Origin of the sequence: Neisseria sp. (genome assembly GCF_030527965.1) — a bacterium.
GTDB lineage: Bacteria > Pseudomonadota > Gammaproteobacteria > Burkholderiales > Neisseriaceae > Neisseria.
Map to the genome: position 1 here is coordinate 1 of NZ_JAUMZU010000009.1, position 19,345 is coordinate 19,345.

At 48.6% G+C, this 19,345-nt stretch carries 20 protein-coding genes; 8 read left to right on the top strand and 12 right to left on the bottom strand.

Annotated elements, in window-relative coordinates; all coding sequences use genetic code 11:
• Positions 1 to 301: 301 nt before the first annotated feature.
• Positions 302 to 544, bottom strand: coding sequence for a hypothetical protein (locus Q4A84_RS05215; protein ID WP_303087874.1), 243 nt, complete (start codon positions 542 to 544; stop codon positions 302 to 304).
• A gap of 142 nt (positions 545 to 686) precedes the next feature.
• A complete protein-coding gene (uvrB, locus tag Q4A84_RS05220; RefSeq protein WP_303087875.1) occupies positions 687 to 2,723 on the bottom strand; it encodes an excinuclease ABC subunit UvrB in 2,037 nt (678 codons plus the stop codon).
• Between the two features lie 137 nt (positions 2,724 to 2,860).
• On the opposite strand from uvrB, the gene Q4A84_RS05225 reads away from it, so the two are divergent.
• Positions 2,861 to 3,145 (top strand): NF038104 family lipoprotein, encoded by a 285-nt coding sequence (locus Q4A84_RS05225; RefSeq protein ID WP_303087876.1) that lies wholly within the window; start codon positions 2,861 to 2,863, stop codon positions 3,143 to 3,145.
• A 148-nt stretch (positions 3,146 to 3,293) separates the two neighbouring features.
• Here Q4A84_RS05225 and Q4A84_RS05230 read toward each other — a convergent pair whose 3' ends face one another.
• The 5 genes from Q4A84_RS05230 to Q4A84_RS05250 all read right to left on the bottom strand — a co-directional run bounded on the left by Q4A84_RS05230 (position 3,294) and on the right by Q4A84_RS05250 (position 8,654).
• Entirely contained in the window at positions 3,294 to 3,956 is a 663-nt protein-coding gene (locus tag Q4A84_RS05230) for an NAD(P)H-dependent oxidoreductase (RefSeq protein WP_303087877.1), read from the bottom strand.
• Positions 3,957 to 4,105: 149 nt separating this feature from the next.
• Entirely contained in the window at positions 4,106 to 5,074 is a 969-nt protein-coding gene (locus Q4A84_RS05235) for a ketopantoate reductase family protein (protein WP_303087878.1), read from the bottom strand.
• Between the two features lie 469 nt (positions 5,075 to 5,543).
• Positions 5,544 to 6,512 carry a peptidoglycan DD-metalloendopeptidase family protein gene (locus Q4A84_RS05240; protein ID WP_303087879.1) on the bottom strand — a complete coding sequence of 323 codons (969 nt, stop codon included), beginning with the start codon at positions 6,510 to 6,512 and terminating at the stop codon, positions 5,544 to 5,546.
• 147 nt (positions 6,513 to 6,659) lie between these two features.
• On the bottom strand, positions 6,660 to 7,415 hold the full coding sequence (surE, locus tag Q4A84_RS05245; protein WP_303087880.1) for a 5'/3'-nucleotidase SurE: 756 nt from the start codon (positions 7,413 to 7,415) through the stop codon (positions 6,660 to 6,662).
• Positions 7,416 to 7,508: 93 nt separating this feature from the next.
• The gene (locus Q4A84_RS05250; RefSeq protein WP_303087881.1) at positions 7,509 to 8,654 is read right to left on the bottom strand and encodes a polyamine ABC transporter substrate-binding protein; all 1,146 of its coding nucleotides are present in this window, start codon (positions 8,652 to 8,654) and stop codon (positions 7,509 to 7,511) included.
• A 351-nt stretch (positions 8,655 to 9,005) separates the two neighbouring features.
• Between Q4A84_RS05250 and Q4A84_RS05255 the strand changes: the two genes are divergently transcribed.
• Positions 9,006 to 9,530 (top strand): RNA pyrophosphohydrolase, encoded by a 525-nt coding sequence (locus tag Q4A84_RS05255; protein ID WP_303087882.1) that lies wholly within the window; start codon positions 9,006 to 9,008, stop codon positions 9,528 to 9,530.
• Between the two features lie 54 nt (positions 9,531 to 9,584).
• Here the strand turns inward: Q4A84_RS05255 and Q4A84_RS05260 are convergent, their stop codons facing one another.
• The gene (locus Q4A84_RS05260; protein ID WP_303087883.1) at positions 9,585 to 10,526 is read right to left on the bottom strand and encodes an AEC family transporter; all 942 of its coding nucleotides are present in this window, start codon (positions 10,524 to 10,526) and stop codon (positions 9,585 to 9,587) included.
• 203 nt (positions 10,527 to 10,729) lie between these two features.
• Between Q4A84_RS05260 and lpxK the strand changes: the two genes are divergently transcribed.
• Genes lpxK through adk form a run of 5 tightly spaced genes read left to right on the top strand, consistent with a single transcriptional unit; the run spans position 10,730 to position 14,007 of the window.
• A complete protein-coding gene (gene lpxK / locus Q4A84_RS05265) occupies positions 10,730 to 11,764 on the top strand; it encodes a tetraacyldisaccharide 4'-kinase (RefSeq protein ID WP_303087884.1) in 1,035 nt (344 codons plus the stop codon).
• A 20-nt stretch (positions 11,765 to 11,784) separates the two neighbouring features.
• The gene (locus Q4A84_RS05270; RefSeq protein ID WP_303087885.1) at positions 11,785 to 12,363 is read left to right on the top strand and encodes a DUF2059 domain-containing protein; all 579 of its coding nucleotides are present in this window, start codon (positions 11,785 to 11,787) and stop codon (positions 12,361 to 12,363) included.
• 5 nt (positions 12,364 to 12,368) lie between these two features.
• The gene (locus Q4A84_RS05275; protein ID WP_303087886.1) at positions 12,369 to 12,551 is read left to right on the top strand and encodes a Trm112 family protein; all 183 of its coding nucleotides are present in this window, start codon (positions 12,369 to 12,371) and stop codon (positions 12,549 to 12,551) included.
• Positions 12,548 to 13,306, top strand: coding sequence for a 3-deoxy-manno-octulosonate cytidylyltransferase (kdsB, locus tag Q4A84_RS05280; RefSeq protein WP_303087887.1), 759 nt, complete (start codon positions 12,548 to 12,550; stop codon positions 13,304 to 13,306). Before Q4A84_RS05275 ends, kdsB begins: the two co-directional genes overlap by 4 nt.
• A 53-nt stretch (positions 13,307 to 13,359) precedes the next feature.
• Positions 13,360 to 14,007 carry an adenylate kinase gene (gene adk, locus Q4A84_RS05285; protein ID WP_303087888.1) on the top strand — a complete coding sequence of 216 codons (648 nt, stop codon included), beginning with the start codon at positions 13,360 to 13,362 and terminating at the stop codon, positions 14,005 to 14,007.
• 147 nt (positions 14,008 to 14,154) lie between these two features.
• Here adk and Q4A84_RS05290 read toward each other — a convergent pair whose 3' ends face one another.
• The 4 genes from Q4A84_RS05290 to rbfA form a co-directional block, all read right to left on the bottom strand.
• Positions 14,155 to 15,831, bottom strand: coding sequence for a choline/carnitine O-acyltransferase (locus tag Q4A84_RS05290; RefSeq protein WP_303087889.1), 1,677 nt, complete (start codon positions 15,829 to 15,831; stop codon positions 14,155 to 14,157).
• 56 nt (positions 15,832 to 15,887) lie between these two features.
• Positions 15,888 to 16,016, bottom strand: coding sequence for a hypothetical protein (locus Q4A84_RS05295; protein ID WP_303087890.1), 129 nt, complete (start codon positions 16,014 to 16,016; stop codon positions 15,888 to 15,890).
• 4 nt (positions 16,017 to 16,020) lie between these two features.
• Entirely contained in the window at positions 16,021 to 17,559 is a 1,539-nt protein-coding gene (locus Q4A84_RS05300; protein WP_303087891.1) for a BCCT family transporter, read from the bottom strand.
• A 149-nt stretch (positions 17,560 to 17,708) separates the two neighbouring features.
• Positions 17,709 to 18,080, bottom strand: a complete 372-nt coding sequence (rbfA, locus tag Q4A84_RS05305; protein WP_303087892.1) for a 30S ribosome-binding factor RbfA — start codon at positions 18,078 to 18,080, stop codon at positions 17,709 to 17,711.
• A 193-nt stretch (positions 18,081 to 18,273) separates the two neighbouring features.
• Between rbfA and Q4A84_RS05310 the strand changes: the two genes are divergently transcribed.
• Positions 18,274 to 19,320, top strand: a complete 1,047-nt coding sequence (locus Q4A84_RS05310; protein WP_303087893.1) for a Gfo/Idh/MocA family oxidoreductase — start codon at positions 18,274 to 18,276, stop codon at positions 19,318 to 19,320.
• Positions 19,321 to 19,345 lie beyond the last annotated feature (25 nt).

Genomic DNA, 19,345 nt, shown 5'->3' on the forward strand with positions numbered 1-19,345 from the left:
ATTTTAAAACAATTAGTAAAGCATGATTTGTCCTAGTTATCTAGGACAGCCCCTTTAAAAAAGACAAAAACTCAATAAAAAGTAAATTTAATAGTACCTTTAAGATTTTCAGGCAGGCTTTTTTAGCAAACTATTCTTTACGAATAAAATTCAAATCACAAACCTAGCACTTTTTATATAATCCTCATCTCATGCGCAATTTTGTGATATTCAATAGAAGGGCCAGGCATGTCCTTATTCAAGGAGGTCAAATACTGCTTTATTACTTCAAGGTAACGATTCTCATCATATAAAGTATTTATTAAAGATTTAACACTATTTGATAACTCCAACCAAAAATTTCACGTAAGCATCTTTCAAATTTACTGTATGTAAAGTTTTCTTTATTAGCAAATTCATCTAAAATATTTAATAGTAAATTTTGCTGCTCTTCATTAAAATCGTATTCCAAGATAAACCTATCTAACTGTACAGAATCATTATAAGTCATAGAAAGAATAATATCTTTCATAAGATTAAATTGAAATTTTTCTTTTTCATCCATTTAGATTTTCCTTTTAATAAAATTATAAAAAATGCAATGTGCCACTATTTTCAGAATACTAAAATAGTTGATATATTTTAATAATAATAAATATTATTAATAGTAACTATATATTTAATTTCAATAAACAAGAAACAGAAACTCATTCCGCCCCAAACAACAATCCTTCCTTAATCCCGCGAATCTTATCGCGCAAAACAGCTGCTTCTTCAAACTGTAAATCTCGTGCCGCCTGCTGCATGGCTTTTTCCAGTTTGGCGATTTCTTTTAGAGCATCTTCTTCATTGTGAATTTCGCCGACTTTAACGCCTTTCCCCTTACCTTTCAGACGGCCTTTGCTGCCTGAAGCCTCATCTTCATGGTAGACACCATCAATGATGTCTTTCACTTGTTTTTTGATTTGCTGAGGGATAATGCCATGTTCTTGATTGAAACGGGTTTGTTTTTCGCGGCGGCGTTCGGTTTCTTCGATGGCGGCTTTCATGCTGTCGGTAATTTTATCAGCATACAGAATGGCGATGCCATTTACATTACGGGCAGCGCGGCCTATGGTTTGGATCAGGCTGCGGTGCGAACGCAGAAAGCCTTCTTTGTCAGCATCCAAAATAGCGACGAGTGAAACTTCGGGAATATCCAGGCCTTCGCGCAAGAGATTGATGCCGACCAGCACGTCAAACAAACCTAAGCGCAAATCGCGGATGATTTCGACGCGCTCTACAGTGTCGATGTCGCTGTGCAGATAGCGCACTTTGATGCCGAGTTCGCTGTAATAGTCGGTTAGCTGCTCGGCCATGCGTTTGGTTAAGGTGGTTACCAGCACACGTTCGTTTTTTTGAATGCGTTCGTTGATTTCGCTCATTAAGTCGTCCACTTGAGTGGCAACGGGGCGGATAATGATTTGCGGGTCGACCAAGCCGGTCGGGCGCACCACTTGCTCCACCACCTGCCCCGCATGTTCTTCTTCGTATTTGGCCGGCGTGGCTGAAACGAAGATGGTTTGCGGCATGATTTTTTCAAACTCGGGAAATTTAAGCGGACGGTTGTCGCGGGCGGAAGGCAATCTGAAACCGTAATCGACCAGATTTTGTTTGCGCGAGGCATCGCCTTTGTACATGCCGCCGATTTGGGTAACGGTAACGTGGCTTTCGTCGATAAACATAATGGCGTTGTCGGGCAGATAATCCATCAGCGTGGGCGGCGGATCGCCTTCTTTTTTGCCTGAGAAATGGCGTGAATAGTTTTCGATGCCTTTGCAGAAGCCCATTTCATAAAGCATCTCAAGATCGAATCGGGTGCGTTGCTCGATGCGCTGCTGCTCGACCGGCCGATTTTCTCGGGTAAAGAAATCAATGCGCTCACGCAGCTCGGCTTTGATGCTTTCGCAGGCTCGCAATACGGTATCGCGCGGGGTAACATAATGGCTGGAAGGAAACACGGTATAACGGCCGACGCGCTGTATCATGCTGCCGGTAAGCGGGTCGAATATGTCGAGACGGTCGATTTCGTCGTCGAACAGGCTGATGCGCAGGGCATTATCCGAGCTCTCAGCAGGATAAACGTCAATCACGTCGCCGCGCACGCGAAAGCTGCCGCGTTTGAAGTCCATTTCGCCACGGTCGTATTGCATGGAAACCAATGTGGAAATAATCTCCCGCTGAGCCAATGTTTCGCCTTCGCGTACGGAAAGTACCATTTGCTGGTATTCGGTCGGGTCGCCGATACCGTAGATGGCGGAAACGGTGGCAACGATAATCACGTCGTTACGCGTCATCAGGTTTTTGGTGGCGGAAAGACGCATTTGCTCGATATGCTCGTTAATCGCCGAATCTTTTTCGATAAACAAATCGCGGCTGGGCACGTAGGCTTCCGGTTGGTAATAGTCGTAATACGATACGAAATACTCCACCGCATTTTCAGGGAAAAATTCGCGCATTTCGGCATAAAGCTGGGCAGCCAAAGTTTTGTTGTGTGCCATGATGATGGCCGGCCGGCCGCTTTGAGCGATAACGTTGGCCATGGTGTAGGTTTTGCCTGAGCCGGTTACGCCGAGCAGAGTTTGATAAGACAAGCCGTCTGCCAAGCCTTCCAACAACCCGGCAATGGCAGTGGGCTGGTCGCCGGCAGGCGGGAAAGGCTGGTGCAATTTGAACGGAGAATCGGGATATTGAATCACTTGCATGGCGCATGCCTGATTTGAGGTTCGGGAAAGATAAGATTATAGCAAATGCCTGTCTGAAAAAAGCTTTCAGACAGGCATTATGCTTTTGCGGCTATAATGCCCTATCTGATTTTAGAATCGCTTTGCAGGAATTTCAAATGAATAAAAGATTACGCATCGGCATTCTGCTTGCTTGTTGCCTCAGCCTACAAGGCTGCTTGGTTGCCAGTGCGGTTGATTTAGCGGCCACTACGGTGGTAACCGCCGGCAAGATCGCTGTTAAAGGCACTGGTGCGGTAATCAACGCGGCGATTCCGGATAAAGAGAAAAAGGATAAAAAGGAAAGCGAAAACACTTCGCCGCCACCCACCGGCACAATCAATGCTCGGGAATATCAGCCCATTCCAGAAGCTGGCAGCAATAATTTTTCAGACAAGCATTAATATTTTCAGACAAGCATTAATAACAGAATAAAAATCATCTGAAAGGAAAAACCTATTACATTGGTTATCCTTGAACCCGATTCAGCGTTAACTAAAATGCCTGTCTGAATATATTTTTCAGACAGGTATTTTAGTGAGCAAGTTTGTTTTACTCAATCCACGCTACAATTTCATCTAAAGGCCGACGCGATTTCGGACGGATTTCTTTGGCCCGATAACCGAAAGTAACCATAACCGACACGCCCCATTCCGCAGGATCGAACACACCCGCTTCTGCCAAGATGCGGTTCACTTCATCATATTGAAAACCTTCTATCGGGCATGAATCAATGCCGATAAGCGCAGCGCCGGTCATCATATTGGCCAACGCGATATAGGTTTGCTTACAAGCCCAATCGAACATGGCACGTTCGTCATCAACAATTTTAATGTCGTCCGTTTGGAATTTTTGGTAAACCGCAATAGCTTTCTTCATCTGCTCTTCGCTCAATCCGCGTTTTTCTAGCGCCTCACGTAAAAAAGCAGAATCATAGCGTGCATTTTTCTTCGCTAAAATCACCACCAGATGGCTCGCATCATCTACTTGAGTTGCCATGCCCCAGCTTACCGGTTTCAGGGCTTGCCGTAACTCGGGCTGCTGCACCACCAGAAATTTCCACGGCTCCGAGCCGACCGAGCTTGGCGACAAGCGCGCCAATTCGAGAATATAGTTGAAATCTTCCGCACTGATTTTCTTCGTAGGATCATAAGCGCGGGTAGCCGCCCGAAATTGAAAGGCCTCCAATACCTGCTCTTTACTGATGTTTGTCATCTCGCTTCCTTATAACTAGCTTAGCTACTTTATTCCTAATAATTAAGTAACAAAACAAAAAACTCTTTTTAAACTTCCTCGGCCGTTACTTCTTCTGATACTTCCGACAATGATTTATTACAAAAATCCCCTCTTCTTGTTTCTCATTTCTATTTTGAAAACAAGGTGATTCTTTCAAAAGTCTTTTCATAATTTTCATAAAAGTTAGGTGCTCTTACTTGATTTTCCTTGCCACTATCATAAAGGCATTTACAAACAAATAACAAGTCTTGGGTGTTCCCATGCAGGGTCATAATTTTACGGGTCAACACCTTTTTAGCAAACATGCGTTTCATAAGAGGCGCAGAAATGAAAGTCGGTAATTTATAGGGTAAAAGCTCATTCTTATAGTTTTTGAGATTGACTCCTGGACTAGCTACGATTTGAGAAGTTTCACGAATGGCTTTGACAGCTTCCTTTAAATAATGCACAGAATCCATGAGCATCTCTGCCGCTGCAGTCGTATCTCTAACATCTCCAAACTTGCCCATAACTGAAATGACTCCAGCATTAATGGCCATATGTAGCCAGATCCATTCCAACATGTCGTAAGGCTGCTCCAATTTAATTTGGCAATCCGCAAAAAGCCGCGCCAACTCCTGATAGTTAGAAATTGCTGCTTTTTCTTCTCTTTCCAATATAAAGTGGTCAAAGAGACAACATGACAGTTTATTGCCCACGATATTACCGCCAGCAACGGGGTAGCCTAAGATATAAGGGCGTCCTTTTACCAGCTTTTCAACATAAGAATGGTCTTCCCAAATGCCACAGGCAAAGAGCAGCGTTCCTGAAATACCATCCGCTTCCAGACTATCAAGCACAGAAGCAATCCCACCCGATGGAACGCTGACAAAGATAAAATCATAATACTTTGCTGAGCCATGTTTCACATGATAAGAATCACTGTGTTGACCCCCTTCTTTTTCAGTTCGGCCGTCTAGCAAATCTACTTGGAGCTCTCTGATAGATGCCTTTGGGCTGCCTTTTCGAAGATAATGCACCACCTCATGACCTGACTTTTGAAAAACATAACCATAAATGCTGCCAATCGTTCCCAAACCCACAACTAAAATATTCATTTTCTAAACTCTTTCGACTTTTTCTTGCCGACGGCGCTTTTGGGTAAGCGAGTTAATTTGCAGAGCTTCCTAACTAAGAGCAAAAAGATCTAAAACCTAAGAGATAATATAGATAATAAAACCTATCAAGAGGAGCACCCAGTCATTGGTATGCCATTGAAATGGAAAACTAAGACCAAAAACAAGGTTTTCAATAATAAAAATAAAGTTAAGAAAACTTCCAACTATCTCTCGCTGAAATTCCTATTTTTGCCTGAGCAATAGTGCCAAATGAATCAAAATATTGGCCAAAAAATTTGGAAAATAGTAGCCCCAAAGAGCCATTCTGCCTGAAAACAAGTAGCAAAAAATCAATAAAACCAAGTAAATATCGATTATTGCTCAAATATTTGTTACTACTACCAAATTAAATTAAACAAAACGCCTGCCCAATCAAACTTCAGGCAGGCGTTTATGTTAAGAAGAAAATTTAAAATGCAACGTAGTTGGCTGGATTGGCAGGCTTGCCGTCTTTACGCACTTCGAAATGCAGCTTGGTACGATCGGCATCACTGTTACCCATTTTAGCAATCGTCTGGCCGCGTTTCACGGTTTGGCCTTCTTTTACAGACAGGCTTTGGTTATGGCCGTACGCAGTCAGGAAGGTTGAAGTATGCTGAATAATGACCAGATTGCCGTAACCGCGCAGACCCGAACCCGCGTATACCACTTTACCGTCGGCCGCTGCCACTACCGGCTGGCCTGCGGTACCGGCAATATCAACGCCTTTGTTGGATGAAGTAAAGTTTGTAATCACGTTACCCGCAGTCGGACGCTGCCAAGTAATACCTTCCACGCTACGCACACCGCCGGTAGCCACTGTGGGCGTATGAGCCGGGCCGCTGGCCGGAGAAGACGCTTTAGGAGCGGGAGCTGCGGAAGGAGCCGGCTGCGGCGCGGCAGATGCGCGGGCGCTGCCACCCGCAGGAGCGGTATAACCGGCCGGTTTCACGCGCAAAGTCTGGCCGACGCTAATATTATTGTCTGCAAGATTATTCCATGCACGCAGGTTGTCTTGCGTGATGTTGTAGCGTTTGGAGATGTTATATACGGTATCGCCGCGCACAACGGTATGCGTTGCCGCATTGATGTCAACCGGCGCATAAGAAGGTGTGTAGCTGCCGCCGCTGGAAGTGGTCGGCGCCGGAGACGCGGGCGGCGGCGTGTAAGGCGCACTGCCGGGCGTTACGCTGGCACTGCCGGCACTCGGTTCATAAGGAGTTGCGCCATAAGGATTAGATGATGAGGCTCCGCTGCTGCCGGCTTCATTACCGTAACTACCTGCCGCACCAGAAGAATTGCCTTGCACGACAGGCGCTGCGGGTTGTGTCCATGAACATGCACCCAGCATCAGAGCGATGGCAACCGAGCCGGTACGGATAACGGTTTTCTTTAACATCTTTGCTTACCTTCTTTGTTTGATTTGGTGGAATTTGGCGCATATCATAATCAAATTGCGCGCTACCCTCAAGTTTTTTACGGCCTTCCGAACGTCATAACAGTGAATTTTGCAAGATTTTATTTTGTTCAGCCTTTGCTTGCTAAATTAAGACCTGCCTGTGCTTTGCCAAAATCCGGCTACTTCTTCCATTTGCGAAAATCCGGTTAAATCAATTTGCAACGGCGTCACGGTAATGAAACCTGCCTCGCATTCGGCAAAATCCGTCCCGTCTTCTCTATCGGAAACACCACCTACCGGGCCAATCCAGTAAATCGGTTCGCCTCTCGGATTTCTTGCCGGAACAATGCTCTGCGCATGATGGCGCCGCCCCAACCGCACCGTTTTGATGCCTTGAATATCTTCTGCGGCCACGGCAGGAATGTTGACATTCCATAATACCGGCTTTTTCGGCGGGTTGGCGGTCAACCGATCTATCATCATCCAGGCTGCTTTTTCGGCGGTTTCCCAATAACGGTCGGTTCCGTCGTTAAGCGAAAAAGCAACGGCGGGAATGCCCAGCAGATAGGCTTCAGTGGCGGCAGCTACCGTGCCGGAATAAAGCGTGTCATCTCCCATATTGGCGCCGTGATTAATACCGGATAAAACCAAATCGGGTTGAAAATCAGGCAGAGCGTGCAGGCCTAAGTGGATGCAATCGGTTGGCGTGCCGCTGACAAAATAAAAACCGTTTTCGGCTTCCCTGATGCTCAACGGCCGGTCGAGCGTGAGCGAATTGCTGACGCCGCTGCGGTTTCGCTCCGGTGCGACAACCCGCACGTTGGCAAACTCCGCCGCAACGCGTGCCAGCACGGCAATGCCTTGTGCCAGATAACCGTCATCATTACAAATCAGAATATTCATGAATCTACTTTTTAAAGTTGGTTTGAAATAGATTGTCGTTTGCTAAAAATGTTTTCAGACAGGCATTGCCTGTCTGAAAACATAACGGAAAATTTATTTGCCGGCTTTAAGCTGTTGCCACAAACGGGTTTGCAATTTAACAACCGACGCCGGTTTGGGCAGCACGACAAAACTTTTCGCTTTGACTTCCTCACTCGGGAAAATCGACTGGTCGGAAGCATAGGTTTTGTCCATCAATTCCCGCGCGGGTTTACTGGCAGGAGCGTAGGTAACGAAATCGCCGTTTTTCGCTGCCACTTTAGGATTCAGCGTGTAATTGATGTATTTATGAGCGTTGGCTACATTTTCCGCACCTTTCGGAATCATAAACGAATCAATCCAAATGCCGACGCCGGTTTTCGGCGTCAAGACTTCCAGATTTACGCCGTTACCGGCTTCTTTGGCTCGGTTTTTCGCAATATTCAAATCGCCGCCGTATCCGATGGCCACGCACAAATCACCGCCCGCCATATCATTGATATAGCCGGAAGAACTGAAACGTTTGATGTCATCGCGCACTTTACCCATCATTTCAGTGGCCGCTTGCAAGTCTTCTTCTTTTTCGCTGTTCGGGTCTTTACCCAAATAATTCAACGCCAGCGGGTATTGCTCGGTCGGGCTGTCAAGAAAGCTGATGCCGCAAGATTTCAGTTTGGACGTGTATTCGGGATTAAATACCAAATCCCATTCATTATCCGGCAGTTTGTCAGAACCCAAGGCTTTGGCAACTTTGTCTTTATTAATTGCCAAAGTATTGATGCCCCAGAAATAAGGCACCGCATATTTATTGCCCGGATCGACCTTGGCCATCAAAGTTAACAAATCCGGTTCGATATTGTTGTAATTGGAAATCAGGCTCTTATCAATCGGCTGATAAGCACCGGCTTTAATCTGGCGGCCGACATTGGCAATGGAAGGCGCAACCAAATCATAGCCCGATTTTCCGGTTAAAACTTTGGCTTCCAAAGTTTCGTTACTGTCATAAACATCATAGCGAACCTTGACGCCGTTATCCTTTTCAAACTCCGCCACGGTTTCCGGGTCGACATAATCCGACCAGTTATAAATATTCAGTTTGCTCGTTGCAGGCGCCGCTATCGCTTTCCCGCCGTTCTCCGACTGGTTTCGACCATCCTGCGAACCGCCGCAGGCAGCGAGCAACACACCGGCCAAAGCAGAAACCAACAGGGTTTTTTTCATTAGTTTGTCCTTATGAAATCAACAAAATATCCCCGACAGCACATCGCACAGGAGCGTGTAAAAGCGTTTAAGGGCATGCAAAAAATCAACTGATTATTAAAGTCAGCATCTTGAGGCTGCGGCAAAACCGCGATTGGCGCAATTAAACGGCAAAATGCCTGTCAATGCAAGCAATTACAACGTAAAGAGCAACATTTTTTAACAATTTTCCGCATTCTGCAACCAAAATGACAAATCCCGTTTTGCATGATGCCTTTTCCGTCTCACCGATGAAAGCAGGCAGGCTTTTCAGACAGGCCTATATATGGGAAAATCGTGCAGTTAATTTACCTACAGAAAAGGGCGACAATAATGCTGGACAGAGAAGGATATCGCCCCAACGTCGGCATCGTTTTAATCAACGAGCACAACCAAGTGTTCTGGGGAAAACGGGTGCGCGAGCATTCGTGGCAGTTTCCCCAAGGCGGCATCAAACCGGGCGAAAGCCCTGAAACTGCGATGTATCGCGAGCTGCTGGAAGAAGTCGGCCTGTTGCCGCATCATGTGAAAATTTTGGGCCGCACGCGCGATTGGTTGCGCTACGACGTACCGAGCCACTGGGTTCGCCGCGAATGGCGCGGCTCCTACCGCGGGCAAAAACAGATTTGGTACCTGCTCCAATTGGTCGGCAGAGAAAGCGACGTGCACTTGCGAGCCACCAGTCACCCGGAATTCGACGGCTGGCGCTGGCACCACTACTGGGCACCGATTGATGAAGTGATTGATTTCAAGCGAGACGTATACCAAAGCGCATTGAGCGAACTTTCCCGCTTTCTGCGCGGATTGGAAAGTTTGGAACATTTCAACCGCCAGCAATTAGAAAACCAGCAAGACTGAAATGATTTATAAAAATAAAAAGCCTGTCTGAAAACCATTCAGACAGGCTTTTTATCAATTCAAGCCCCAGAAAAACAAAACCAGCGATAGAGAGAAAAACGATACGATAATGGTGGCCAGCATTGCGGCCGAGGTTTGCCGCTCATAGCCGAATTCCCGGCCAAACAGCGGATACATGCTCGCCATCGGCACACTTGCCAACAAAATACCGGAAAACAATACCTGCCTATCCGCGCCAAAAAGCCAAAGACAAACCGCCACCAACAAAGGAAACAGCAACAATTTACCCAACACCAGCACCAGCGCATCCGCCCAACCGCCTTTTATCTTCAAACCATACAAACCGCCGCCGATCACAAACAAAGCCAGAGGCGAAGAAGCGGTTGCCAGCATGCCGCTCACTTTCTCAGCTACGCCCGGCAAAGGCAGGCCGAACACCGAAAATACCAGCGCAATCAACAAACCGAGGATAATCGGGTTTTTCAACAAACCGAATAAAATGCGCCGCAAAGTGGCCCAGATATTGGCCGATCCGCCGCGGGCAAGGTCGATTAACACAAACATCAAAGGCAGCAGCAAAATGTTTTCAATCAATACGTTCATTGTGAAAAACACACCTGCCGGCGCACCGATGGCCATCAGAAGCAATGGATAGCCCATGAAACCGGAGTTCGACATGCTCGAGCCCAGCCCATTAAGCACCGCATGGATTTTTTCCTGACCTCGCCAACGCGCCACAACGCAGCCTGCAAAAAAGGCCAGTAAAGATGCGAGCGCATAGCCTTTCAAATACACCATATTCATCACTTCAGCCAGCGGGCTGGTGGCAATCGCATGGAAAACCAACATCGGCAGCCCGATACGCATCACAAACAGCCCCATTCCGCCAAGCTGCTCTTGCGTCAGCACATTAAAACGCACGCAAAAATAGCCCAGCGCCATAATGATAAAAACCGGAGCGGTAATGGTAAGGATAGCCAACATAATGGTTCTCAAACTCCGCTGCCCGAACCTAACCAACGGGTCAGTCGAATCGGTAAATAATAATGGGAAATTTTAGCACAATCCGCCACCGAACCCTCGGATTCGCTTTTCAGACAAGCATCCTTAAATCGAAACCACCATTCAATATATCGCTTGATTGTTCCTACTAGGATTAACGTTTAAAATCCGCCCTTATCTTCCTCGGTTTAATCACTATGGCTCAACTCCACCGAATCATCGAGCGCCACTGGCAGCAGCCCAATCCTTTGCTCAGTATTTTGCTATGGCCTTTTTCACGTCTGTTTGCCGCCCTATCGGCACAGCGGCGGCAGCGCTATCTATCCGGCAAAGCAACGGTTGAAAAGCTGCCTGTTCCAGTTGTTGTGGTGGGCAACATCCATGCGGGCGGCACAGGGAAAACGCCCATAGTGGCCGCATTGGTTAACGCATTACAACAGCGCGGTTTTCAGGCAGGCATTATCAGCCGCGGCTACGGCAGGAAAAGCAGCGCCGTTCACGTGCTGAATCAACACAGCACCGCTAGCGAAGCCGGCGACGAACCGCTCCTGCTTTATCGACAAACCGGCGCACCCACCGCCGTGGCTGCCCAACGCTCAAAGGCCGGAAAAGCCTTGCTGGCCGCCCACCCCGATTTAGACTTGATTATCTGCGACGACGGCCTGCAGCATTACGCATTGGCACGAGACATGGAAATCGCCGTATTTCCTTACGTCGATACAGGTCGCAAAAATTTGGATTTAATCCCCAACGGCAGCCTTCGCGAACCCTTATCCCGTTTAGATTCGGTTGATGCCGTTATCGTCAGCGGAAGCGAAGCATTGCCCGAAAACGGCTTTCAACCGAATACCAAACTATTTTGCAGCCATCTACAAGCCGGGCAGATTTACCGTCTCAACCGCCCGCAGGAAAAATTAAATCTCACTGCCATTAAAGGCTTGCAAATCGCCGCTGTCGCCGGCATAGCCAAACCCGAACGCTTTTTCAACACCTTACGCAACATAGGCTTGCGACCCAATATCGAAACCGCCCTACCCGACCATGCCGATATATCATCATTTCGTTTTCCTGCAGCCGATATTATCGTGATAACCGAAAAAGACGCCGTCAAACTTTCAGACAGGCATTTAGAAAATGTGTGGGTTTTGCCCGTTTGTGCGATAATCAAGCCGGATTTGGCCGAATCGGTTATTCAACATCTAAACCTAAGGCCTGCTAAGTCTGATATTTAAACAATCCAAAGGAGAAACACATGTTAAAAAAACAACTTACCATCGCCACCTTATTTTTAGCTTCCGCGTCAGTGTGGGCCGCTCAGCCTAGCCTCGAATCGGTGGAACGCCTGATGAAAATCCAGCAGTTTGACCAACTAATGGAAGGATCGTTAAAAAATTTTGCAAGTACCTCGGCAATACAGCTCATAACAAGTGATCCTAAATACAAAGAAAGCATACAACGCCTGCCTAACAACAAACGCATTGCTATCGAAAACAAATTACATCAATATGTCCAACAGGAAATCGCGATTTTAGACAACCCTAAAACTATAGCTGAAATCCGACAGGCCACGATCGATACAATGCGGAGTATTTACACACAAGAAGAAATAGACGCCATGATTAAATTTTACGGCTCTGCAGTAGGCCAATCGATTAACTCAAAAATACCTAAATACATGCAAGCCATGACTTCATCGCCTTTATTCGAAAATTTAAAACGTGATTTAGCACAATCAGCCGAACAAAGCGCACCCAAACTCAAACGCGATATCAACCAAATTGTCTGCGGTAAAGATGAGTGCAAGAAACAAAGTAAGAAAGTAAGAAAGTAATCTAAATGAAAAAAAAATTCCTTGATATCCTCGTTTGTCCCGTTTCCAAAGCCCCTTTAGAATATAAAGCTGATTTGCAGGAATTATGGTGCCGCCAGAGCAAACTGGCCTACCCGATTAAAGACGGCATTCCTTATATGCTGGAAAACGAGGCCCGCCAACTAACCGAAGAAGAGTTGCACGCATGACCGAATTTATCGTCATTATTCCGGCGCGGCTCGCTTCTTCGAGGCTGCCCAACAAAGCGCTGGCCGACATTCACGGCAAGCCCATGGTAGTACGCGTAGCTGAGCAGGCGAAAAAAAGCGCAGCGCAACGCATTATCGTGGCTACCGATCATGCCGACATCGAAGCCGCCTGCCAAGCCCACGGCATCGAAACCGTAATGACGGCCCCCGGCCACCAAAGCGGTTCCGCCCGCTTGGCCGAAGCTGCCTCCAAACTCAACCTGCCCCAGCATCTGATTGTGGTCAACGTGCAAGGCGACGAGCCGCTGATTGCGCCGGAGCTAATCAACCGAACGGCGGAAGTTTTGGTGGAAAACAACGCGCAAATGGCCACCGCTGCGCATCCCATCCACAGTTTCGACGAATTTACCAATCCGAACGTGGTAAAAGTGGTGCTGGATAAAAACCACAACGCCCTTTACTTCAGCCGCGCGCCGATTCCTTTTCCGCGCGACAGCATGGCTGAAAACACGCGCACACTGCCGCAAGAAGCACCGATGCGCCATATCGGCATTTACGCCTACCGTACGGGCTTTCTGCAACGCTACGCCGAAATGGCCGAAACCGAATTGGAGCACACCGAATCTTTGGAGCAACTGCGCGTATTGTGGCACGGCCATCAGATTGCGGTGGAAGTTACCCTGGAGGCGCCGGCAGCCGGCGTGGATACACAAGAAGACCTTGATCGCGTACGGCAGCTTTTTACCGAAAAATAAAACCGTCTGCCGCATACGGCACTGATAGACACTCTACTCAAAAAGGAACCCTAATGAAAGCACTCTTATTGGGCGCCCCCGGCGCAGGCAAAGGCACGCAGGCCCAATTCATTACCGCCGCATTCGGCATCCCTCAAATTTCCACCGGCGACATGTTGCGCGCCGCCATCAAAGCGGGCACGCCCTTGGGCTTGGAAGCTAAAAAAATCATCGACGAAGGCGGCTTGGTTCGCGACGATATCATCATCGGCATGGTTAAAGAACGCATCGCCCAAGACGATTGCCGCAACGGCTTCCTATTCGACGGTTTTCCGCGCACACTGGCGCAAGCGCAGGCAATGGTGGAAGCAGGCGTCGACCTCGATGCCGTGGTTGAAATCGACGTGCCAGACGGCGTGATTGTCGAACGCATGAGCGGCCGCCGCGTGCATCTACCTTCCGGCCGCACCTACCATCTCAAGCACAACCCGCCTAAAACCGAAGGCAAAGACGACATTACCGGCGAAGATTTAATCCAGCGTGACGACGACCAGGAAGAGGTCGTAAAAAAACGGCTTGCGGTATATCACGAGCAAACCGAGGTATTAATCGGCTTTTACAGCAAGCTAACCGGCGAACACGCGCCGAAATACATCAAGGTAGACGGCACGCAACCGGTGGAAACGGTTAAAGCGCAAGTTTTATCGGCACTCGGCAAATAAACGCCTACACTTAAATCTACAATGCCTGTCTGAAAACCAGCATCACAAAGCTTGGTTTTCAGACAGGCATTTTCATATCGTTTTATACCCGCCGCTGGAAACGTGGCGGGCATTCTGCCTTGTTTTACCGCATAACAAGTGTTCTTCTCAGCATTCTTTATTCAAAAATGCCAACAACTGCTCGCCGCCCTGTTTCAAAGCTGCTAGAAACACACCGGCTTCCTGCTGCTGATTAACTGCATGGCTGACAGTAAACAGCCAACCGTCACTGCCCATCGTGTAGTTCACGCCCAAGCCGCCACAAGAAGTCGGCGCAAAGGCAAAGTTAATGATGGCGGAATCGTCGCCTACAGTTGAGGTGGAGAGGAAATCGGTGGTAAAAATTTGATAGCCGTGCTCCTTGAAAAAAACCGGGCTGCGGCGGCAGATTCTGGCTGCCATCAGCTGCAAACCGAGCAAGTGTCGGTTTGGGCCTTGGCCGAGTTTGGCTGCTTTGACGCGGGCTTTGTGCTCGGCCAAAGCGGCCTCCAATGCCGAGCGATCCGGTTTGTCCTGTAACAAAGTGCCGACGAACACCAGCGACTGTTCCGACACGGGGCGCACGCATTCGGTACGCCCGCTTTGGAAATGACTGACATCAACCGCCTCGTAGGTATTACGGATATTGCCGTAGGTAGACAGCTGAGCGTATTGCAGCAAAAACTGCATCAGCGCATCTTGGCTCATGCCTTGTGGTATGCACATTCCCGCAAACGGAACACGGATGCTGCCGACACGCATGCGGGCGGCTTGTTCAGCATATTTTTGCCGCCAGATCGGCCAATTTTTCTGCTGTGCAGCATCCAGCTGCCATTCGTAGCGCAAAATCGCAGGGCGGATTTTTTGGCCTGCCTGCCCCGTCAAATTTTCTGCCGCACGGGTAATGATGCCTTTGAGTGCGCTGCCGTCTTCCCAAGTATGCTCGCAATGCAGAAAGAAACGGTTGGTTGCGGTGTTGTAGCAGAAAGTGGCCGGTTTGTAACACCAAACGCTTTGCTGCGGCTGGAAGGTAGCGCGGGCAAGGTCTTCATCGGCTGTTAAATCTTCATGGCTCAAACTGATGTGGAAAAGGTCTTGCTCAATATGCTCAATCAAACGGGCATTGTCTTCCTGCCGGTGCAGTTCTTGATACACACGGGCGGTTTCGTTGCCGCCGAGATAACACGGCACGGCGATGGGATAAGGATTTTGCGCGGTGTCAGACATGATTTGCTCGAATGCCTGCCTGAACGTATCGGGGTGATAGGCCTCATAATGCTCGTCAAGCGCGGCAATCCGATAGTAGAAGCCATTGTGCATAATTCCGATATGGCGGCTGCCCTTAGGCGCGAAGCGGTAGCCATCGGAATCTTGCTGCGGAATACGAGCGGCACCTTGCAAAATGGCCCATTGCGCCATGCAAACGGGCGTACCCTGAGGCGTTTGCGGCGCGGTAATCCGCTGATGGTAATAATCGGCGCATACGCAAGCCAGCGCAGCCGCCCACTCTGCCAACCCTTTGCCTTGCGTTTGCACGGCAAACCCAACATTACTGGCTAGCGGCAACGGCTTGCGGATATTCAGATAACCGGCCAGCCAACCGTCAATCAGCCAGCTGTCTTCAGCTTCCTTATCGAAAGCCCGCAGCGCTTCCTGCAATTCGATGCCCTTATGCGTTTGAAAATAATGCGTGGCGGCCACGGTTTCTTTATATTCTTCTTCACTCAGCAAGGGGCGTACTTGCTGCAGATAACGCCGACAGGTTTCGGCCAAATCCGGCACGGGTAAGCGAGGTGGACGGGACATCAGGTTCTCCTTATTAGTCATTTGATTGCAGGCCTGTTATGCCTGTCTGAAAGGGTTTAATCGTCTTTATCGAAAAACGCCAGCTTAACCACATAACATAAAAACAATATGGCCAACAACAGCATTGCTGTTTCCGTAATATTATCGTGCAAGCTCTGGTTCCAGTAAAAAATCTCTTTTTTCACAGTTTTATTCCTTTCTCCCGCGCGGCACATCGCGGTTAAGCTGGCGCCACAATGCGGCAAACCATAAATACATGATGAAAACAAAAGGGAAGCCCGCAAACGAACCAACCGCTTTGATGCCTTCGATTTTGCCGGAAAAAATTACTGCATAGCTGATTAAGGCCATCAACACGCACCAAACCAGAGCATGGGTTTTGTTTTCGCTGCGCCCGCTTTTGCTGGTCATGATGCCCAGCGAAATCGCCGCGCTGGTTACCGTGGTCACCACAAACCCGAGAAACATCACGATGGTCAGCGGTTTGGTCAGCCCGGATAAGGGCAGCATGTTGAGCAAATAATAAAACGTACCCTCATAATCCCCTTTATTGGCGATTTCGGCCAGATGCCCCGTACCTTCGACCGTATCAAGCAGGCTGAAGCCGGAAAACACCGAAAACCAAATCACGATAAAGCCTGCCGGCACCATAACGGAGGCCAGCACAAACTGCCGCAGCGTACGGCCACGGGAAATTTTGGCCAGAAACACGCCGACAAAAGGCGCCCAAGTTACCCACCATACCCAATACGCCATCGGATACCAAATCACCCAATCGCGATTGTGAAACATATAAAGCTCAAACGAATGGTGCACGGTTTGCGTGATGATATTGCCCACTGCAACCGCAATGGTGCTCAGGAAATAATGCGTCGGGCCGACGATAAAAATAAAAGCCAATAGCACCAAAGAAAGGTAAATCGTCCAGTCGCCGAGGAATTTCATGCCTTTCCCAATCGGCAGCACCGCTCCTGCGGTGTAACACAATGCCAATACAGTTAATACGGCCGCTTTCCAGCCGATGTTGTCAAACGCCATACCCGTAATAATTTTCAGCCCCGAAGAAATCTGCATCGCCGCCACCGCAATCGATGAAGACACCGATATGGCAATCGAAACAATCGCCATGCCGGTAACCGCCACGCCCAACGGTTTGGCCCATTTTTTGTGTTTGAACGCATATTGCAACGGCGCGGCGGGCGTGCATTCGGTGTGATGCTGGTAAGTGAAATAAGCCATCACCAAACCCGCTATCATATACAACGACCAAGCCGGAACGCCCCATACATGCAAAGCAAGGCTCATGGCGTTTTCCACCTTCTGAGATTCAGACAGGCTTTTGGCTTCAAGGCCGATAGGCGATTGAAAATAGTGCCACATCGCTTCAATCGGGCCGAAAAACACAATGCCCACGCCGATACCGGCGGTAAACAGCATATTCATCCACGAGAGAAAAGAATATTCCGGCACCGCATCTTTGCCGCCTAAACGGATATTGCCGAAACGCGGTGAGAATGCCACCGACAAGCCTACGGCAAACGCCAGTAGCGGCAGCCACATAATCAGCCAGTCGAATTTAAGATAGAAAAATTTACTGGCGCCTGAAATGGTGTCGGTCAACAGAGTCGGATTCACCACCGCAGTAACCGATGCCAAGCCGACCAGCAGAGAAGTCCATAAAAAATAATTGGGGCGCTTGGTGCAGGGGGTTTCTTCTTTGGCAGACATAAGCAGCTTTCTTGTTGTAGTTAAACAATCAGCATAATCAAGTCGACCCGTGCCGTAAAGCAGCTTATCCCAATCGGTTAAAAAACATGCCTGTCTGAAATGGCTTTCAGACAGGCATTGTTTATATTCGCTAAGCGACAAACCGAAATTTATTCTTCCACCGGCTTTTCCGCCGTCACTTGGTCAATCAGATGCGAAATGCTCATGCCACGCTCAACCGATTCGTCATACAAAAAATGCAGCTCTGGTATACGGAACAGTTTGATGCGCTTAGACAATTCGCTGCGCAAAAACCCTTTGGCATGCTCCAGCGCTTCGGCTGTGATTTCACGGGTTGAGTCGTCTAAAACAGTGTAATAAACCGTGGCATGGCTGTAATCGCGGGTTACTTCCACCTCGTTAATCGTAATAAACCCCGCGCGCGGGTCTTTCAATCCGGTGCGCACCAGCTCGGCCATTTCCCGCATAATCTGCTCTTTAACACGGTCGGCGCGGGCATAGCCCCTATTGGATTTTTTCATATCTTTCCCTTAAGTTATCCTCATAGAATGCTTCATCGATAACATTCTACGGCTTGTCTGAAAACCTTTTCAAACAAGCATTGTCCGATTCAATATCGGCGTCAATTATAGCTCAAGCGCCTAAAAACGCCTATAAGCCAAAGAAAACGGTTTTGTGTTAGGCTTATAAGCAAACACCCACGAAAAGAAAAATATGCCTCAAATCATCAAAATAGGATTGGCCGGCACAGGCTTATCTGCAAAAGTCTTCCATGCCCCATTTTGGGAAGCCGACGGCCGCTTTCAGTTACAGCGCGTATACGCCCGTTCCGCAGAAAAAGGTCGAGCGGCGTTTCCCGATGCGCAGGTCAGCGAAAATTTTGCCGACTTATTAGCCGACGATATTGATTTGATTGTCATCACCACACCCAATCAAACCCACTACGCCTTAGCCGAACAAGCCCTGCTGGCCGGCAAAAACGTCTTGGTGGAAAAACCCGTCTGCGCAACAGCAGAGGAAGCGCGCCATCTGGCCGCACTGGCGGAAAAACAAGGCGTGCTGCTTACCGTATACCAAAACCGCCGCTGGGATCACGCGCCGCTTACCGCCAAGACATTGCTGGCAGAAAATCTGTTGGGCGATATTGTCGATGCGGAAATCCGCTTCGAGCGTTATGCCGCAGGCTTAAATAAGAAAGCATGGAAGGAAACCGGCGGCGCAGGCGTCGGCTTGGTATACGATTTAGGCGTGCATCTGCTGGATATGGCAGTTGATTTGTTCGGCATGCCGGAAGCGCTGTATGCCGACATTCGCCACCAGCATCAAAATGCTTTGAGCGACGATTATTTTGCCATCATCCTTTACTATACCGACGGCAAGCGGGTCAACTTGGTAGGCAGCAAATATGCGCGCGAACCCTTACCGTTTATGGCGCTGCACGGTAAACTCGGCTCTTACATCCAACAAGAAGCAGACAACCAAGAAGCATTGCTGGCCGCCGGCGCAAAACCCGTCGGCAACTGGAATTCAGAACCGGAAACACATTGGGGCTTACTCCACACGGTAGCCAACAACGGCGACATCATACGCCGGCGAATCGCCGGTACGCGCGGCGACTACGGCGCATTCTACCGGCAGCTTTACGATGCGCTCGTACATCGCGCACCGCCGCCGGTAACAATGGAACAGGCCATCTCCGTATTAACGCTGATTGAAAAAGCCTACCTCAGCGCCAAAGAAGGCAGAAAAATCCGTATTTAAAGCTGGCGATAGTTGGCATACAAAT

Excerpts from the sequence above, each read along its gene's own strand:
- Q4A84_RS05215 (WP_303087874.1), bottom strand. The coding sequence starts at position 544 with ATGGATGAAAAAGAAAAATTTCAATTTAATCTTATGAAAGATATTATT.
- uvrB (WP_303087875.1), bottom strand. The coding sequence starts at position 2,723 with ATGCAAGTGATTCAATATCCCGATTCTCCGTTCAAATTGCACCAGCCT.
- Q4A84_RS05225 (WP_303087876.1), top strand. The coding sequence starts at position 2,861 with ATGAATAAAAGATTACGCATCGGCATTCTGCTTGCTTGTTGCCTCAGC.
- Q4A84_RS05230 (WP_303087877.1), bottom strand. The coding sequence starts at position 3,956 with ATGACAAACATCAGTAAAGAGCAGGTATTGGAGGCCTTTCAATTTCGG.
- Q4A84_RS05235 (WP_303087878.1), bottom strand. The coding sequence starts at position 5,074 with ATGAATATTTTAGTTGTGGGTTTGGGAACGATTGGCAGCATTTATGGT.
- Q4A84_RS05240 (WP_303087879.1), bottom strand. The coding sequence starts at position 6,512 with ATGTTAAAGAAAACCGTTATCCGTACCGGCTCGGTTGCCATCGCTCTG.
- surE (WP_303087880.1), bottom strand. The coding sequence starts at position 7,415 with ATGAATATTCTGATTTGTAATGATGACGGTTATCTGGCACAAGGCATT.
- Q4A84_RS05250 (WP_303087881.1), bottom strand. The coding sequence starts at position 8,654 with ATGAAAAAAACCCTGTTGGTTTCTGCTTTGGCCGGTGTGTTGCTCGCT.
- Q4A84_RS05255 (WP_303087882.1), top strand. The coding sequence starts at position 9,006 with ATGCTGGACAGAGAAGGATATCGCCCCAACGTCGGCATCGTTTTAATC.
- lpxK (WP_303087884.1), top strand. The coding sequence starts at position 10,730 with ATGGCTCAACTCCACCGAATCATCGAGCGCCACTGGCAGCAGCCCAAT.
- Q4A84_RS05270 (WP_303087885.1), top strand. The coding sequence starts at position 11,785 with ATGTTAAAAAAACAACTTACCATCGCCACCTTATTTTTAGCTTCCGCG.
- Q4A84_RS05275 (WP_303087886.1), top strand. The coding sequence starts at position 12,369 with ATGAAAAAAAAATTCCTTGATATCCTCGTTTGTCCCGTTTCCAAAGCC.
- kdsB (WP_303087887.1), top strand. The coding sequence starts at position 12,548 with ATGACCGAATTTATCGTCATTATTCCGGCGCGGCTCGCTTCTTCGAGG.
- adk (WP_303087888.1), top strand. The coding sequence starts at position 13,360 with ATGAAAGCACTCTTATTGGGCGCCCCCGGCGCAGGCAAAGGCACGCAG.
- Q4A84_RS05290 (WP_303087889.1), bottom strand. The coding sequence starts at position 15,831 with ATGTCCCGTCCACCTCGCTTACCCGTGCCGGATTTGGCCGAAACCTGT.
- Q4A84_RS05300 (WP_303087891.1), bottom strand. The coding sequence starts at position 17,559 with ATGTCTGCCAAAGAAGAAACCCCCTGCACCAAGCGCCCCAATTATTTT.
- rbfA (WP_303087892.1), bottom strand. The coding sequence starts at position 18,080 with ATGAAAAAATCCAATAGGGGCTATGCCCGCGCCGACCGTGTTAAAGAG.
- Q4A84_RS05310 (WP_303087893.1), top strand. The coding sequence starts at position 18,274 with ATGCCTCAAATCATCAAAATAGGATTGGCCGGCACAGGCTTATCTGCA.